Raw genomic sequence first — 15,797 nt, 5'->3', positions numbered from 1 at the left:
TGCCTGGGAGGGGTATGAAAATCGCAAGGCTCTGCCATCATCAAGCCCAAGGCGTGCCACGCGGACGGCGCGTGGGAGGAGCGGTTGGATGGCGGACTGGGACTTGGTGGTGGTGGGCGCGGGGGCTGCCGGCATGCTGGGCGCCCTGCGGGCGGAAGCGGGCGGCGCGCGCGTCGCGCTGCTGGAACGCGACGCCGCCGCCAGCAGCAATCTTGCGCTGTCCGGCGGGCTCTTCTCGGCGGCGGGGAGCCGCTGGCAACAGGCGGCGGGGGTGGAGGACAGCCCCGCGCGCTTCGCCGCCGATATCGCGGAAAAGACTGCCAACCGCGTTCCGCCACTGCTGCTGCGCAGCGTCACGGAGGGCGCGCGCGAGGCGGCACATTTCCTGGCCGATGTGGCGGGCTTGCCGATTCATCTGTCGCGCACAGCGCATTTCCCGGGCCATTCGGCGCCGCGCCTGCATGCCACGCCGGCGGAATCCGGCACCGAGCTTTGCGCGCTGCTGCGCGCGGCGGTGCGCCGCCGCGCGCGCATCACCTGGATGGACGGCGCCGATGCCACCGGGCTGCTGACGGAAGGCGGGCGGGTGGCCGGTGTCGAAGTCTCCGGCCAGGGAACGCGCCGGAGCCTCGCGGCCCCCTGGGTGCTGCTGGCCAATGGCGGCTTCGGCGGCGGCGCGGAACTGCGGGCGCGGTACATGCCTGAGGCAGCCGCCGCGCTGCATGTCGGCTCGGGTGCCAGCGACGGGCGCGGCATCGGCTGGATGCAGCGGCTCGGCGCCGCTTTGCTCTGCATGGATTCCTACCAGGGCCAGCCGCATCTCTGCCGGGAAGGGCAGGGCGCGGAACGGCTGGGCGCGGCCTTGCCGGCGCTGGGCGCGGTGATGGTGAATGCCACGGGCCACCGCTTCGCCGCCGAGGACATGGGCCCGTCCGAACTGACGGCGCATGTGCTGGCGCAGCCGGGCGGCGCCGTGGAGATCTGGGACGCGGCGGCGCAGGAAGCCGCCTTGCGGCAGGGCCCTTTCCGCGCGGCGGTGGAGGCGGGGCTGATCTGGGGCGGCGGCGGCGTCGCGGCCCTGGCCGCGCGCTTCGGGCTGCCGGAGCAGACCCTGGCCCAGACGCTGGCGGAAGCCGCGGGCTTCGCGCGGGGCGAGGGGACCGACCCGCTGGGCCGTACCCGCTGGGCCGCGCCGCTGGCGGCGCCGCTCTTCGCCGCCGCCATCACCGGCGGGCTGGCGCATACCCAGGGCGGCGCGCTGGTGGATGCCGGCGCCCGGGTACTGCGGCCGGATGGCAGCGCCATTCCAGGGCTGCTGGCGGCGGGCGGCACGGCCTGCGGCGTTTCCGGCCCGGGCGCGGCCGGCTATGTGCCGGGCAATGGGCTGGCGCAGTCCTTCGCGCTCGGCCTTGCGGCCGGCGCCACGGCAGCGGGGTAAGGCAGCCGGGGCGCCACCCATGCCTCAGCGGCTGGGGCCGCGCAGGGTGTCTGTGGTTCCGGCGGGCGGCGGCCGGTGGCGGCGCTTCATGCCGGTGTTCCGCCCGCCTCAGGGGTTGCCGGGGCAAGCGGGCTCCAGCGGCGCTCGCCCTCCTCGCCGGTGCGGGCGAGCTGCATCTGGAAGGTGAAGCGGTCGGGGCGGTAGAAGGCGTGCAGGTGCTCGACGGCGCGGCCCGCCGCGTCCTCCACCACGCGGGTGAGGGTCAGCAGCGGCGCGCCGGTCTCGACCTGCAGCACTTCCGCCAGTTCAGGCCCGGCCAGCGTCGCGCCGATATCCTGCCGGGCGCGGGCGATGCGGATGCCGGAGCGCTCCAGCAGGCTCAGCAGCGGCTGGCTGGCCATCTCGGCTTCCGAATAGGTCAGGCCGATCTGCTCCGGCACATGGGTGGTGAGGTAGGAGAAGGGCGCGCCCGCCATGGCGCGCACCCGCACCGCGCGCTGCGCCCGCTGCCCAGGCGCCAGGCCCAGGGCGGTGACCACCGGCCCCGCCGGCAGGACATAGCCGAAGGACAGCAGCCGCACCTCGGTGCGCCGGCCCATTTCCTTCAGATGCGCGAAGACATCGGCGAAATCGATGCCGGCCGGCGGCAGCGGCAGGGCGTCGCGCACAAAGGTGCCGACACCGGCGCGGCGCTCCACCAGCCCTTCCGCCGCCAGCTGGTCCAGGGCCCGGCGCAGCGTGACGCGGGAGACGCCGCATTCCGCCGCCATCGCCGGCTCCCCTGGTAAGCGGGTTCCGGGCGCCATGTCGCCGGCCTGGATGCGCTCCCGCAGCAGCAGATAGACCCTGCGCGCCTTGAAGGGTTCGACCTTGGTATCCACCATATCCCCGATAGCTCTTCGCCTCGGTATTATTTTCCATACCGGCGGTTGTACAGAGTAAGAGACAGGGCCATTGCGTCAACCAAATTTCCCTGCCTATCCTGATGCATAGCCGGGGAGGAACAGATGGCCGCGGAAACCGGGCAGCGCAGCTTGTTCGACAAGGTCTGGGACCAGCATGCCGTCCTGACCCGCGAGGACGGGCAGAGCCTGCTGTGGATCGACCGCCATTTCTTCCATGAAGGCTCCCACCACGCCTTCAACCAGCTCAAGGCACGCGGCGCCGGCGTGGCGCGGCCGGACCTGACCATCGGCGTCGCCGACCACTACGTGCCGACGCGCGGGCGCGACGCCCCCATCGCCGATGCCGCCGTGCGTGGCATGGTGGAGGGGATGGAAGCCAATGCCGCCAGGCACGGCACGCGGCTGTTCGGCCTGCATGACCCGCGCCAGGGCATCGTGCATGTGGTGGGGCCGGAGCAGGGGCTGACGCTGCCGGGCACCACCATTGTCTGCGGCGATAGCCATACCTCCACCCACGGCGCCTTCGGGGCCATGGCCTTCGGCATCGGCGCCTCGGAAGTGGCGCATGTGCTGATGACGCAGACCCTGTGGCAACGCCGCCCGCGCCGCATGCGCATCACGGTGGATGGCGCGCTGACGCCCGGCGTCGGCGCCAAGGACGTGGCGCTGGCCATCATCGCCCGCATCGGCGCCGATGGGGCGCAGGGCCATGCGGTGGAATATGCCGGCAGCACCGTGCGCGGCTTCAGCATGGAAGCCCGGCTGACGCTGTGCAACCTCGCCATCGAAAGCGGCGCCCGCTGCGGCATGGTGGCGCCGGACGAAACCACGCTGCGCTACCTGCGCGGCCGCCCCTTCGCCCCCAAGGGCGCCGATTTCGACGCCGCCGCCGAGGCCTGGATGGCCCTGCCCAGCGACCCCGGGGCGGCATTCGACCGCGAGGTCTCGCTCGCCGGCAACGAGATCGCGCCCGTGGTGACCTGGGGCGTGACGCCTGAGGATGCGCTGCCCGTCACCATGGCGGTGCCGGACCCGGGCAAGACCCCCGACCCCGCCCGCGCCGGCCAGATCCGCGATGCGCTGGACTACATGGGCCTGCGCCCCGGCCAGCCGCTGGCGGAGGTGCCGATCGACCGCGTCTTCATCGGCTCCTGCACCAACAGCCGCATCGAGGACCTGCGCGCCGCCGCCGCCGTGCTGGCCGGGCGCCGCGCCCGGGTGCCGGGGCTGGTCTCGCCCGGTTCCTCCCTGGTGAAGCGGCAGGCGGAGGAAGAAGGGCTCGATCGCATCTTCCGCGAGGCCGGGCTGGAATGGGTGGAATCCGGCTGCTCCATGTGCGTCGGCATGAATGGCGACCAGGTGCCGCCGGGCGAGCGCTGCGCCTCCACTACCAACCGCAATTTCCGGGGCCGCCAGGGCCCGCGCGCCCGCACCCACCTGATGTCTCCCGCCATGGTGGCGGCGGCGGCCGTCGCCGGGCACCTGACCGACGTGCGGCCGATGCTGGAGGGACGCAACTGATGGAACCCTTCCGCCAGATCACCGCGCTGGCCTGCCCGCTGCCGCTGGTGAATGTGGATACCGACCAGATCATCCCCGCCCGCTTCATGAAACGGCCGCGCTCGGCCGGCTATGGCGACGTGCTGCTCTACGACCTGCGCTTCGACGAGAGCGGCGCGCCGCGCCCGGAGATGCCGCTGAACCGGCCGGAGCGCCAGGGCAGCCAGATCCTGGTGGCACGCCGCAACTTCGGCAGCGGCTCCTCGCGGGAGGCGGCGGCCTATGCGCTGGTGGACCATGGTATCCGCTGCGTCATCGCCCCTAGTTTCGGCGACATCTATGCCAGCAACGCGGTGAACAACGGCCTGCTGTCCGTGGTGCTGCCGGAAGATGTGGTGGAGGCGCTGCTCGGCTGGCTGGAAGCCGGCGGGCGGGAGATCTCGGTGGACCTGGAAGCCTGCCGCGTCGCGGCACCCGGCATCGAGGCCGGCTTCACCATCGATCCCGTCTGGCGCACCAAGCTGCTGAACGGCTGGAGCGACATCGACCTGACCATGAGCTTCCAGGACCAGATCGCCGCCTTCGCCGCCGCGGATGCCAGCCGCCGCCCCTGGATGCCGCCGGCCGGCGCCTGAAGCCTGTCCCGGCCAGCAGGGCGCCGGACCGTTGCGCTAGGCCGGTTGCGGCGCGGGCTGGCGCCGGGCCCGTGGCGGCGCCGCGCGCGCTTCCGTCGTGGTGGCGGCCAGCCCACGCTGGCCGATCTCGGCCACATGGGCACGCAGGCAGGCGATGAAGGCATGCCCCGCCGGCGGCAGCTCCCGGTCTCGCGGCAGGATGATGCCGGCCGGGCGTGGCGGCGCCGGCACCGGCAGCGGCACCACCTTCAGCGTGCCGCGCAGCAGGTCGCCCGCCATCATCAGCCGCGGCATCACCGAGATCAGGTCGGTGGCATGCAGCATCTCGCGGATAAAGCCATAGGAGCTGGAGCGGAGCGAGGTGGTGGGCTCCAGCGCCAGCATGTCCAGCAGCGTCTCAATCTCCTGCCCCACGCGCTGGCTGACGGTGGGCAGGATCAGGTCGTAGCGGCGCAACTGCTCCAGCGCCGGCTTCCGCACCGCGAAGATCGGGTGCTCGGCGCGGGCGAGGATGGAGATCGGCTCCTCCCACAAGGGCTCGCGCGGGAAGCCGTCCGGGACGGCGGGCTCGTAGAGGCGGCCGACGATCATGTCGATCTCGCCCGCCGCCAGCTTGGGCAGCAGCTCCTCCGTCCGTCCCTGCTCCAGCCGGACGCTGATGCCGGGATGCGCGGCCTTCAGCCGGGTCAGCGTGCCGGGCAGCACGCCGGTGGCCGCCACGGGCAGGGTGCCCACCGCCACCGTGCCGCCTTCGGGGTCCGCTAGCCGGTCCAGTTCCTCGTCCAGCCGGCGCAGCTCGGCCAGGATGCGCCGGGCGGTCTGGGCCAGCAGCAGGCCGGCCTCGGTCGGGCGCATGCCGCGCGGCAGGCGGTCGAACAGCCGCTGCTGCAGGATGTCTTCCAGCTCGCGCAGCGTCTTGGTCAGCGCCGGCTGGCTGAGGCCGATCACCGCCGCCGCCTTCAGGATGCTGCGCTGCGCGACGATGGCCTCCACCGCCCGCAGGTGATGCAGCTTCAGGCGCTGGTCGAGGTATCGGCGGACCGTCATGGGCGCTCCGGCAGCTATTCCATCCTCTTATAGCTCAAACGGAAGAAGTGATGCGATCCCCCGGCCTCCTCCTGCTTAGGTTAGGGACAGCCTGCCCCAGAGCAGGCAGGAGGAAGCGTCATGCCCGGGCCCAAGCCACCCCATTCCGCGGCCTTTGCCGGAACCCTGTCGCGCCGCGCCGCCATCGGCGGGTTGCTGGCCGTGCCGGCGGCGCTGTCCATGCCTCGGCTGGCGCGGGCGCAGGGCGCCTGGCCGGACCGCCCCGTGCGCATCATCGTGCCCTTCACGCCGGGCGGCTCCACCGACATCATCGCCCGCGCCCTGGCCACGGCCCTGCAGGGCGAGTTCGGCCAGCCTTTCGTGGTCGAGAACCGTGGCGGCGCCGGCGGCACCATCGGCACCGAGGTCGCCGCCCATGCGCCGGCCGATGGCTATACGCTGCTGCTGGGGCATATCGGCACGCTGGCGGTGAACCCCTCGCTCTACCGCAACCTCAACTTCGACACGGTGGACTCCTTCGCCCCCATCGTGCTGGCGGCCGTGGTGCCGAACATCATGGTGGTCCATCCGCAGAAGGTGCCGGTCAAGACCATTAGCGAGCTGATCGCGCTGGCCAAGCAGAAGCCGCGCGCGCTCTCCTACGGCTCCGGCGGCAATGGCTCGGCGGCGCATATCGCCATGGCGGCCTTCAACCTCGCCACCGGCACGGTGATGGAGCATGTGCCCTATCGTGGCACCGGGCCGATGATGAACGACCTGATCGGCGGCACCATCGATTTGACGCTGACCGGCGGCCCGCCGGCCCTGCCGCCGGTGCGGTCGGGGATGCTACGGGCGCTCGGCGTGTCCTCGCCCCACCGCCTGGTGACGGCGCCGGAGATCCCGACCATCGCGGAGCAGGGCGTCGCCGGCTTCGACGCGACGCAGTGGTACGGGCTGCTCGCCCCGGCCAGGACGCCGCGCCCCATCGTGGACAAGCTGAACGATGCCTGCGGCCGCGCCCTGCGCAGCGAAGCGCTGCGGCCGCGCCTGGAATCCGAAGGGGCCGAGGCCACGCCCGGCACGCCGGAGGAATTCCGCGACTTCATCATCGCCGAGCGTAAGCGCTGGGGTGAGGTGGTGCGGCAGGCCGATCTGCGCGTCGAATAAGGGCGATGACGCTCAAGGTGGGTTGGCGCCGCGCCTGACAAGATTCTGACGTCCGGGGCGGTGCAAGCCACCGCCTGGCCTGCAACAGCAGGGCCAGCCATGGTCGCGCGCAGTTCATCTGTGGCGCCCGGCATGGCCAGCGCCATCGTGCGTTCTACCCCGGCACAAGGAAAGCATGATGCCGAGGCTGAGCCCTGCGACCGATGACAGGCCCCTGCAGCGGCTGCTGGCCGCGCTGCCGGCCCCGATGGTCCGCGCCTATCGCTGGCTGTGCCGGCCGCACCTGGTCTGGCTGCGGGTGCCGCTGGCGCTGATGCTGTTCCTCGGCGGCTGCGTGGGTTTCCTGCCGATCCTCGGCTTCTGGATGCTTCCGCTGGGCGTGCTGTTGCTGGCGGAGGATGTGCCCTTCCTCCGCCGTCCCACGCTGCGCTGCCTGGGTAAGGTGCAGGGCTGGTGGGACCAGTACCGCTTGAAGCGCCGCCGTTCAGACAGAGGTGGATGACCTCCACACTCTATGCGCGCAGGGCCCCGGCAGTACTGCTGCGGCCGGGTTGCGAAGAAGGGCAGGCCGGTTCTGCCGCAGGGCGGCCCCAGACCGGGGCGCGGGATGCCATGATGGAGCCTCTGCCGCGCACGGCGACCGCATGGGACAGGTCGGAGCAGAAAGCCTCGACATCTGGTCCCCGCATCCATAGAGTCATGTGTATTCGATCCACATGAGGCCGTGTCATGGGCTATGACCGCAACGCGCCCAAGCGGGCCATCAATGTCACCATCAATGCCGACCTGCTGAGCCAGGCGCGGGCCTATACCCGCAATGTCAGCGGCACGCTGGAGGATCTCCTGGCCGGCTTTGTGGAGCAGGAGCGCGCCCGGCGGCGGGCGGAGGACGCGCGGCTGGACCGGGTGGTGGAGGGCGCCAACCGCTTCCACGCGCAGCACGGCTATCTGTCCGACGAATTCTCGGCGCTCCAGTAGTGCCGCAATTCGATGTCTTCCGCAGCCCGGGGCGGCGGGAGAGCATTCCCTATGTGGTCTCGATCCAGGCAACGCGGCTGGAGCGGGCGGCCAGCCGGCTGGTGCTGCCGCTGGTCGAGCGGGCAGCCTTTCCGGGCGAGGAACACTGGCTGACGCCGCTGGTCATGGTGGAAGGGCGGCAGCTGGTGGCCAATCCCTTTGATATCGCGACCATCCCGCTGGCCCGGCTCGGCGCGCCGGTTGCCTCGCTGGCGGATGAGGAGAGCAGCGCCAGGCTGCTGCGGGCCATCGACGAATTCATCAGCCGGGCCTGACAGGCCCCGCGGGCGGGCAGAACCCGCGGGGGCACTCAGGCTGGAGGATCAGCCCTGGCGACGGCGGCGGGCGGCCAGCAGGCCGGCCAGGCCCATGCCCATCAGCGCGATGGAAGAGGGCTCGGGCACCGGCACCGGCTCAGGGCCCACCGGCTCACCCGCCACGGTCAGGCCGGCCACGGCCAGGCCTGACTGAAAGGCGGTGTCGGTCCAGTTGGTCGCGCCAACCTGCAGGTAATAGCTGCCGGCGCTGGCGATGGTGAACAGGGACTCGATCCAGCCCGTGTTGCCGCAGCCGCTGGCGTAGCAGGTGCCGGAGCTGTCCTGGAGCGGGGACCAGGTGGTCCGGTTCGGGATGATCTCCACCGAGGTGGGGGTGAGGGTCGCGGCCGGCTCCGGCATGTCGATGCCAGGCACGATGTTGCCGGCTTGCCGGGTGCGCGCGGTGAAGAGCAGCGCGACCTGGTTCATGCTGGAATCGAGCAGCCGTGCCCAGCCGTAATCGGCGTATCCGGCGCCATCCGACGTCACATAGTTGAAGAAGAACTTCAGCGGATCTCCGGCCTCGGCGGTGAAGAGCGTGCTGGTAAGGCGCGAACCCGTGGTGGTGTTGCCGGCGCCGCCGACGCCGACCAGCGCGCCACCATTGTTGACGCCGCCTGCCGTGGAGACCCACTGATAGTCGCTGCCACCGACCGGCGGAGCGGTGACCACGCCATCGGCTCCGGAGGTGCCGCAGGTCCCGAGGCAGGACCAGCCTGCGGGAATCACGGCCGCCTCGGCATTCGATATTCCAAGGGGAGCAAGTGCGAGGGAAGTCAACAATAAAGCGCCGACCGCATGCGCTCCAAGCTTCATCATGAACCAGGTCCTTTGAACGGATGTCGCGCCGCATGCGCGGTGCAACGAGGGCAGGCCACCTTGGCGCCGCCTGGCTCATGCTGTCTGCAAAAGGCATTCCACTGATCGAAATCTTTTTCAGAACAACAGCTTATTTTGTTCTTGAAGCGAAAGTTTTTGCGCAGGTGTAAAGATTTCCAAAGGCCAAGCTCTGCTTTCATCTGCAAGTGTCACGGTACCGACACTTGGGGGATGCGAGAAAGGACATGATGTCCGATCTGGGGCGGTTCCGTTCAACCGCCGGGCTTTGCTGCCATCAGCCTCTGATGGAGCACAGTCCAGCATTGGAACGCGGCGGCCCGCACAAGGCCGCCGCAAGGCCTCAGCCGATCACCTTGTCGATGGTGATCGGCAGATCACGGATACGCTTTCCCGTGGCATGGAAGACGGCATTGGCGATGGCCGCCGCCGTGCCGACAATGCCGATCTCGCCCAGACCCTTCACGCCCAGCGGGCTGGTCTTGTCGTCCTCTTCCTCCACGAAGATGACGTCGATCTCGTGAATGTCGGCATTCACCGGCACGTGATACTCGGCCAGATTGTGGTTCATGAAGCGGCCCAGCGCATGGTCCGTGAAGGTTTCCTCCTCCAGCGCCATGCCGATGCCCCAGACCACGCCGCCGATGATCTGGCTGCGCGCCGTCTTGGGGTTCAGGATCTTCCCCGCCGCCACGGCATCGACCACGCGTGTGACGCGCATCACGCCCAGTTCCTCATCCACCCGCACCTCCACGAAAACCGCGGCATGGGTGTAGGAGGAATAGGTTTTCTGCACATTGGGATCGGGGCTGGTGGTTTGTTCCAGCGACAGCATCCGGTGGCCGCCGGCGCGCATCGCATCCGAATAGGTCACGAAACGCGCGGGGTCGCTCCGCAAGGCGATGCGGCCTTCGGTGAAGGTGACATGCTGCAGGCTGGCATTGGCCAGCGGCGAGTCCGGCATGCTGCGCGCGTGGTTCAGCAGTTCGTCCCGCAGCTTGTAGCAGACCGCCTGCACCGCCGAGCCGGCCGAGGCGGCGGTCCAGGACCCGCCTTCCACCGGTGAGGTCGGCAGCGAGGAATCGCCGATCCGCACCATCACCTGCTCCATCGCCAGGCCCATCGCATCGGCGGCGATCTGCGCCAGGATGGTATAGGTGCCGGTGCCGATATCGGCCGTGGCCGTCGCCACCTCCAGCGTGCCATCCGGCATCAGCGTGGCGCGGGCGCTGGTCTGCTGCATCTGCGCTTCCCAGATGCCGGTGGCCATGCCCCAGCCGATCAACTCCCGCCCTTCCTTCATGGAGCGCGGCTCGGGATTGCGGCGAGACCAGCCGAAGCGCTCCGCGCCCTGGCGATAGGCGGCGCGCAGTTCCTTGCTGGTGAAGGGATGGCCGGTATTGCCGTCGATCTCGGCATAGTTGCGCAGCCGCAGCTCGAGCGGGTCCATCTTGAGCTTGTAGGACAGCTCGTCCATCGCCGATTCCAGTGCGAACATGCCCAAAGGCGCGCCCGGCGCGCGCATGTCGAGTGGCGTCACCGCATCGAGCTGCGCCAGCTTGTAGCCCAGCTTCACATTGTCGCAGCGGTAGGCGAGGCCGGACCAGTTGACCACGGCCTCCTGATAATCCTCGTAGGTTGAGGTGCTGGCCACCGCCTCGTGCTGCACCGCGCGCAGCCCGCCATCGGCATCGGCGCCCAGGGCCATGGTATTGATCGTCATGGGGCGGTAGCCCAGGGCGAACATCTGGTCCCGCGTCAGCGAGACCCGCACCGAGCGCTTCAGCGCCAGGGAGGCCATCACCGCCAGCGCGAGCTGGTGATGCGGCCGCAGCCCGGAGCCGAAGGCGCCGCCCACATAGGGCGAGAGCACCCGCACATTCTCCTTGGCCAGGCCAAAGACATTGGTGATGTAGTTGTGGCTGTTCTGCGCGCCCTGGATCTTGTCATGGACGGTGATCTTGCCCTCGCCCTCCCAGATCACCGTGCTGGCATGCGGCTCCATCGGATTATGGTGCTCGGGCGCGATGCTGTATTCCTGCCGCACACTCACCGGTGCCGCCGCCAGCGCCGCATCGGCATCGCCGCGCGGCGGCGGCGGCGGGTCGATGCCGTCGCGCTTCTTACTGGGCACATAGGCCTTGGCGCGCTGCACATGCAGGTCCGTCTGGTGCGGATAGGCCTCGTAGGTGACGCGGATCAACGAGGCCGCGTCCCGTGCCGTGTCGAAATCCTCCGCCACCACCAGCGCGACCGGCTGGCCGCTGAACTGGATCTGGCTGTCGTAGAGCGGCCGGAAGGGCGCGCCCGGCGGCGCCACCTCATCCTGGTAATTGCCGCTGAGCCAGGCGGTGCCGGGGCGGTTCTCATGCGTGAAGACCTCCAGCACGCCGGGGAGCGCCCGCGCCGCCTCGGTCTCGACCGAGAGCACGCGGCCCTTCGCCACGGCGGAGGATACGATATAGCCATGCGCCAGATCCGGCGCGGTGAATTCGCCGGCATAGCGGGCGGCGCCGGTAACCTTGGCGCGGCCGTCGACGCGGCTGCGCGGGGTGCCGATATAAGTCATGCTCCGCTCCTCCTCAGGCAATGCGCTTGTCGGCCACGCTCTGCGGCTTGCCCGCGGCGGCCTGCGCCAGCGCGCGGTTGATGGCGCGGCGCGCGAGCTCGATCTTGAAGTCGTTGTCGCCAAAGCCGCGCGCGCCTTGCAGCAGCGCCGCCGCCGCCTCGCCGAAGGCCTCCTTGCCTGCGGTGCGGCCGCGCAGCAGCGCCTCCGCCGCCGGCACCCGCCAGGGCTTGTGCGCCACGCCGCCCAGGGCGATGCGGGCGTCGCGCACCGTCTCGCCCTCCATCTCCAGCCCCACGGCGACCGAGACCAGCGCGAAGGCATAGGAGAGCCGGTCCCGCAGCTTCAGATAGGTGAAGTGGCGCGGGAAGCGCGGGGCCGGCAGGTCCACGGCGGTGACGATCTCGTCCGGCGCCAGAGTGGTGTCGATCTCCGGCCGGTCGCCCGGCAGGCGGTGGAACTCGGCCATGGGAATGGCGCGCTCGCCACCGGGGCCGGAAACCCGCACCACCGCCTCCAGCGCCGCCAGCGCCACGCACATGTCGGAGGGATGCGTGGCGATGCAGTGCTCGCTGGTGCCGAGGATGGCATGGATGCGGTTGCGGCCGGTTCTGGCCGGGCAGCCGGTGCCAGGCTCGCGCTTGTTGCAGGGCGTGCCGGCATCATAGAAGTAGTAGCAGCGGGTGCGTTGCAGCAGATTGCCGCCCGTGGTCGCCGCATTGCGCAACTGCGGGCTGGCACCGGACAGGATGGCGCGGGACAGCAGCGGGTAATCCCGCTGCACCCGCTCATCGTAAGCCAGGGCTGAGTTGCTGACCAAGGCGCCGATGCGCAGGCCGCCATCCGGCAGCGGCTCGATGCGGTCGAGGCCAGGGATGCGCGCGACATCCACCAGCCGGTTGGGCCGCTCCACATCGTATTTCATCAGGTCGACAAGATTGGTGCCGCCGGCGATGAACTTGCCATGGGGACCGACGGCGCGCACCGCTTCGTCCAGGCCGGAGGGGCGATGGTAGGAAAAGCGTTCCATCAGGCCGCCCCCCCATCCTGGCGCACCTGCTCGATGGCCGCGACAATATTGGGATAGGCGCCGCAGCGGCAGATATTGCCGCTCATCAGCTCCCGGATCTCATCGGCGTTATGGGCATGGCCTTCCCGCAGCAGCCCCACGGCGGAGCAGATCTGCCCCGGCGTGCAATAGCCGCATTGGAAAGCATCGTGCTCCACAAAGGCCTCTTGCAGAGGATGCAAGCTGCCGTCGGCCTTCGCCAGGCCCTCGATGGTGGTGACCTCGGCACCATCCTTGGTCACCGCCAGGGCGAGGCAGGAATTGATCCGCTGCCCGTCCAGCAACACCGTGCAGGCGCCGCACTGGCCATGGTCGCAGCCCTTCTTGGTGCCGGTGAGGTTCAGCTCCTCCCGCAGCAGGTCCAGCAGGGTGGTCCAGGGCTGCACCGCCAGTTGGCGCCGGGTGCCGTTGATGGTGAGGGTGATGGGGATGCCGTCGGCCGGCCTGCTGACCGGCAGGGCGGCAGCCGAGGCGAGTTGTCCAGGGGAAGCAGAGATTCCAGGCATGGTGACATCCTGTGCAGGCAGCCGCAAGCCGGACGCGGGGCAGCGCGCCTGAGGTGGCTTTCGGCCGCATTGATCATGCCGGGCGGGCAGGGCCCGGCTAGCGGTTCACCGCCGTTAACGCGGGGCAGCCGCCCCAGGTTGGAGTCCGATGGTGGAATTTCCGAACGGCAACGCGGGCCACCGCGTTGCCAACGCCGCCGGTCCAATCATCAGGAAGGGGCACCAGGGGGGCCGCTGGCACGCGCGGCCCCCGCGTCACACCACGAAGGCCCGGAAGCTCGCCCGCCCCGTGGCCTCGCGCAGGACGCCCGCCGCCATCAGCCGCTTGATGATCAGCAGGGCACCCTGCGGCGTGGCGCCGAGCTGCTGCGCCAGCCCGGCCGCTGTTACGACCGGCTGGCGCAAGGCGATCTCCGCAGCCTTGCCAGCCTGGCCGTGGCGGCGCTCGGTGGCGGCCAGCGCGGCGGCGCGGTCGGCGGCGGCATTCAGCCGGTCCAGCTCCGACAGGCCACGCCGGGCGGCCTCGGCCACCTCAGCCAGGAAGATGGCCGGCCAGTCAGCGTCGTGCAGGCGTGGCCGCTGCCGCGCCATGCGGCCCGTGAAGGCGCACCAGAAGGGCAGCAGCACATACCGCAGCCGCCCCCGCCGCTTGGCCAGCACCGCCGCCACCAGCAGGGCCTGCACGGCGGCCGGCCGGGCGGGCTCCGCTTCGCCGGCCTGCCGCGCCCAGGTGCTGGCGCCACGCGCGGCGGCCAGCAAGGCCGGCGCATCCTCCCCGGCCTGCAGAAAGCGGGTGCGCCATTGGCCGAAATCCGGCGCCGGCACCCCCGGCACGGCGGAGACGGCCGGCCATTGCGCCGCGCCCAATAAGCCCAGGGCCAGCCCAAAGCTTTCGGCGGAATCCAGCGGGTCGACGGTCTGCAGCGTCGCCAGCCGGCGCAGCAGCCGGGCCAGGGCCAGTGCCTGCTCGATGGCAGCATCGCCCGGTGCCTCGGCTGGCGCCGCCTCGGCTTCCTGCAAGGTGGCCGGCAGCACGGCGGCAAGCCGCTCCCCCAGCAGGGCGGCGGTGGTGGAGCCGGTCAGCCGCGCCTCGCGCAGCGCCAAGTCGCGCGGATGCACCCAGATATCCTCGACCGCCAGCCAGCCGGCCGCCTCCGCCAGCGCCATGCGGGCCGCCAGCCCCGCCTGCACGGCCGGCGACGCCGCGCCTGCCAGGGCATCCAGGCGCGACAGCGCATCTTCCGCTTCCGCCAAAGGCCGCAGCAGCGCCTCCGCCGGCAGCGCAGCGGCGGAGGCGGCAGCGCGGCTGGCCCAGGGCGGGCGGTCGGCCTCCGCCGCCTCCTCATCCCAGAGAGGTTCGCTGGTCATGGCCGGATGATCCCGGAAGGAGGGGTGGCATGACAAGAGCTTGGCTGATGATATGCAAGCGAAAAGGCGGCCTCGCCGCGCCGGCCGATCCAGGCTAGCCTGGGCTGGACAGCCGCGAAAACCCATGCCCCGGACCGAGAGCAGCCGCTTCACCATCCGCACCGAGGGCGATGCCACGCTCATCGAGATCCGCCCCGCCCGGCCCGAGCTGGCCTTCCTGGCCGCGGCGGTGCTGCTGGGCGGCCTGTTCGGCCTGCCCGGTCTGGCGGTGCTGCTGAACCCGGCGCGGCACGACCCGCTGTCCCTGGCGGCGGCGGGCTTTGCCCTGCTGGTGCTGCTGCTGGCCGGCTGGGCCTTGTGGCGGGCGCTGCGGGGCCGCAGCCCGCACAGCCTGCGCCTGGATGCCAGCGGCCTTTCCCTGGCCGGAGACTGCCTGCCGTGGTCCACCCTGGGCCGGCGCCATGTCTGGCTGCCGGAAGCGGCGCGGCCGACGCCCACCCCCGGCATCCACGGCTTGGCCGCCGCCATCGCCGCCCGGCAGCGCGCCGCCGAGGCACGGCTGCTGCAGGACCGCCGCGACGGCGCGCCGCCGCTGCTGCTGGCCAGCGGGCTGGAGGCCGGCACCGCCGAGCAGCTGCGCGCGGCGCTGGACGCCGCCGCCGCGCGCTTCACGCCTCAGTAAGGCAGCACCCGGTCCATGATCTGCTGCCCCCAGCGCGGCCGCAGCATGTCGGAGGAGGTGCCGCGCCCGCCGTAGGAGATGCGCGCCTCGGCGATCTTCTCGGAAGCGATGCGGTTGTTCGGGCGGATATCCTCCGGCCGCACCAGCCCGCGCAGCTGCAATTCCCGCAGCTCGTCATTGACGCGGATTTCCTGGGAACCGGCGATCTCCAGATTGCCGCTGGCCAGCACGCGCACCACGGTGGCCGCCACCTGCAACCTGATCTTCTCGTTGCGCCGCACCTTGCCCTCGCCGCTGGCGGTGCTGCCGCCGCCGACGCTCAGCGCCGGGTCGGTGCTGCCGCCGAAGGCGCGGGACAGATAGCCCTGCAAGCCGAAGAGCGCCGGCACCTTCAGGCTCTGCGTGCTGTCGCGGTCGAGGTCGGTCTTGTTGTCGAACTGCGCGCTGTCGTCGATCTCGATCTCCACCGTCAGCAGGTCGCCCACGGTACGGGCGCGCTGGTCGCGGAAGAAGGTACGGCTGCCCGGCCGCCAGAGCGAGCCGACGGCGGTGGGCCCGGTGCCTTCCAGCCTCGGGCGAGCCGCCACGGCCAGCGGGCTGTCCGCTTCCGTGGCGGGCGGAATGGCGCCCAGCGAACCGGGCGCCGAGAAGGGCGGCGGCTGCTGGATATGGCCGAAGCTGTCGCAGGCGGCGAGGCCGAGCAGCAGCAGCGCGGCGCCCAGCGGTCGAGCAATGGTCATGCCCCGTCCTTTCTGGATATT

Annotated in this window: 17 protein-coding genes; 9 read left to right on the top strand and 8 right to left on the bottom strand. The window is 70.8% G+C overall.

From position 1 onward, the window contains the following. Positions 1-88 precede the first annotated feature (88 nt). Positions 89-1,438: an FAD-binding protein gene (locus tag EBE87_RS16985; protein ID WP_122140082.1), complete on the top strand. Its 1,350-nt coding sequence runs from the start codon at positions 89-91 to the stop codon at positions 1,436-1,438. A gap of 86 nt (positions 1,439-1,524) precedes the next feature. Here the strand turns inward: EBE87_RS16985 and EBE87_RS16980 are convergent, their stop codons facing one another. Next, positions 1,525-2,322 carry a GntR family transcriptional regulator gene (locus EBE87_RS16980; protein ID WP_233553522.1) on the bottom strand — a complete coding sequence of 266 codons (798 nt, stop codon included), beginning with the start codon at positions 2,320-2,322 and terminating at the stop codon, positions 1,525-1,527. Positions 2,323-2,445: 123 nt separating this feature from the next. Between EBE87_RS16980 and leuC the strand changes: the two genes are divergently transcribed. Further along, complete coding sequence (leuC, locus tag EBE87_RS16975; RefSeq protein WP_120641116.1) at positions 2,446-3,864, top strand: 3-isopropylmalate dehydratase large subunit; 1,419 nt, start codon at positions 2,446-2,448, stop codon at positions 3,862-3,864. Beyond that, the gene (gene leuD / locus EBE87_RS16970) at positions 3,864-4,478 is read left to right on the top strand and encodes a 3-isopropylmalate dehydratase small subunit (RefSeq protein WP_120641117.1); all 615 of its coding nucleotides are present in this window, start codon (positions 3,864-3,866) and stop codon (positions 4,476-4,478) included. Before leuC ends, leuD begins: the two co-directional genes overlap by 1 nt. Positions 4,479-4,514: 36 nt before the next feature. Here leuD and EBE87_RS16965 read toward each other — a convergent pair whose 3' ends face one another. Beyond that, positions 4,515-5,525, bottom strand: a complete 1,011-nt coding sequence (locus EBE87_RS16965; RefSeq protein WP_122140081.1) for a LysR family transcriptional regulator — start codon at positions 5,523-5,525, stop codon at positions 4,515-4,517. Between the two features lie 120 nt (positions 5,526-5,645). Between EBE87_RS16965 and EBE87_RS16960 the strand changes: the two genes are divergently transcribed. The 4 genes from EBE87_RS16960 to EBE87_RS16945 all read left to right on the top strand — a co-directional run bounded on the left by EBE87_RS16960 (position 5,646) and on the right by EBE87_RS16945 (position 7,966). Then, positions 5,646-6,674 (top strand): Bug family tripartite tricarboxylate transporter substrate binding protein, encoded by a 1,029-nt coding sequence (locus tag EBE87_RS16960; RefSeq protein ID WP_233553406.1) that lies wholly within the window; start codon positions 5,646-5,648, stop codon positions 6,672-6,674. 175 nt (positions 6,675-6,849) lie between these two features. Continuing rightward, entirely contained in the window at positions 6,850-7,176 is a 327-nt protein-coding gene (locus EBE87_RS16955; RefSeq protein ID WP_199707828.1) for a hypothetical protein, read from the top strand. A gap of 227 nt (positions 7,177-7,403) precedes the next feature. Further along, complete coding sequence (locus EBE87_RS16950) at positions 7,404-7,652, top strand: type II toxin-antitoxin system CcdA family antitoxin (RefSeq protein WP_120640416.1); 249 nt, start codon at positions 7,404-7,406, stop codon at positions 7,650-7,652. Continuing rightward, the gene (locus tag EBE87_RS16945) at positions 7,652-7,966 is read left to right on the top strand and encodes a CcdB family protein (protein ID WP_120640415.1); all 315 of its coding nucleotides are present in this window, start codon (positions 7,652-7,654) and stop codon (positions 7,964-7,966) included. Before EBE87_RS16950 ends, EBE87_RS16945 begins: the two co-directional genes overlap by 1 nt. Positions 7,967-8,014: 48 nt before the next feature. On the opposite strand, the gene EBE87_RS29755 is transcribed toward EBE87_RS16945, so the two are convergent. Continuing rightward, a complete protein-coding gene (locus tag EBE87_RS29755; protein WP_120640418.1) occupies positions 8,015-8,824 on the bottom strand; it encodes an NF038132 family protein in 810 nt (269 codons plus the stop codon). A 23-nt stretch (positions 8,825-8,847) separates the two neighbouring features. Between EBE87_RS29755 and EBE87_RS29030 the strand changes: the two genes are divergently transcribed. After that, positions 8,848-8,997, top strand: a complete 150-nt coding sequence (locus tag EBE87_RS29030) for a hypothetical protein (RefSeq protein WP_158601024.1) — start codon at positions 8,848-8,850, stop codon at positions 8,995-8,997. 191 nt (positions 8,998-9,188) lie between these two features. Here EBE87_RS29030 and EBE87_RS16935 read toward each other — a convergent pair whose 3' ends face one another. The 4 genes from EBE87_RS16935 to EBE87_RS16920 form a co-directional block, all read right to left on the bottom strand. Continuing rightward, complete coding sequence (locus tag EBE87_RS16935) at positions 9,189-11,414, bottom strand: xanthine dehydrogenase family protein molybdopterin-binding subunit (RefSeq protein WP_120640414.1); 2,226 nt, start codon at positions 11,412-11,414, stop codon at positions 9,189-9,191. A gap of 13 nt (positions 11,415-11,427) precedes the next feature. After that, a complete protein-coding gene (locus EBE87_RS16930) occupies positions 11,428-12,441 on the bottom strand; it encodes an FAD binding domain-containing protein (protein WP_120640413.1) in 1,014 nt (337 codons plus the stop codon). Then, positions 12,441-12,986, bottom strand: a complete 546-nt coding sequence (locus EBE87_RS16925; protein WP_120640412.1) for a (2Fe-2S)-binding protein — start codon at positions 12,984-12,986, stop codon at positions 12,441-12,443. The genes EBE87_RS16930 and EBE87_RS16925 overlap by 1 nt, the downstream gene beginning before the upstream one ends. 255 nt (positions 12,987-13,241) lie before the next feature. After that, the gene (locus EBE87_RS16920) at positions 13,242-14,354 is read right to left on the bottom strand and encodes a helix-turn-helix domain-containing protein (protein ID WP_158611655.1); all 1,113 of its coding nucleotides are present in this window, start codon (positions 14,352-14,354) and stop codon (positions 13,242-13,244) included. 124 nt (positions 14,355-14,478) lie between these two features. Between EBE87_RS16920 and EBE87_RS29025 the strand changes: the two genes are divergently transcribed. Continuing rightward, complete coding sequence (locus EBE87_RS29025; RefSeq protein ID WP_158611654.1) at positions 14,479-15,036, top strand: hypothetical protein; 558 nt, start codon at positions 14,479-14,481, stop codon at positions 15,034-15,036. On the opposite strand, the gene EBE87_RS16915 is transcribed toward EBE87_RS29025, so the two are convergent. After that, complete coding sequence (locus EBE87_RS16915) at positions 15,030-15,776, bottom strand: flagellar basal body L-ring protein FlgH (RefSeq protein WP_120640338.1); 747 nt, start codon at positions 15,774-15,776, stop codon at positions 15,030-15,032. The genes EBE87_RS29025 and EBE87_RS16915 overlap by 7 nt on opposite strands. Between the last annotated feature and the right edge of the window lie 21 nt (positions 15,777-15,797).

Source organism: Teichococcus wenyumeiae, assembly GCF_003696345.1.
In the GTDB taxonomy this organism is placed as follows: Bacteria; Pseudomonadota; Alphaproteobacteria; order Acetobacterales; family Acetobacteraceae; genus Pseudoroseomonas; species Pseudoroseomonas wenyumeiae.
This window is presented reverse-complemented; position numbering and strand designations above follow the sequence as displayed.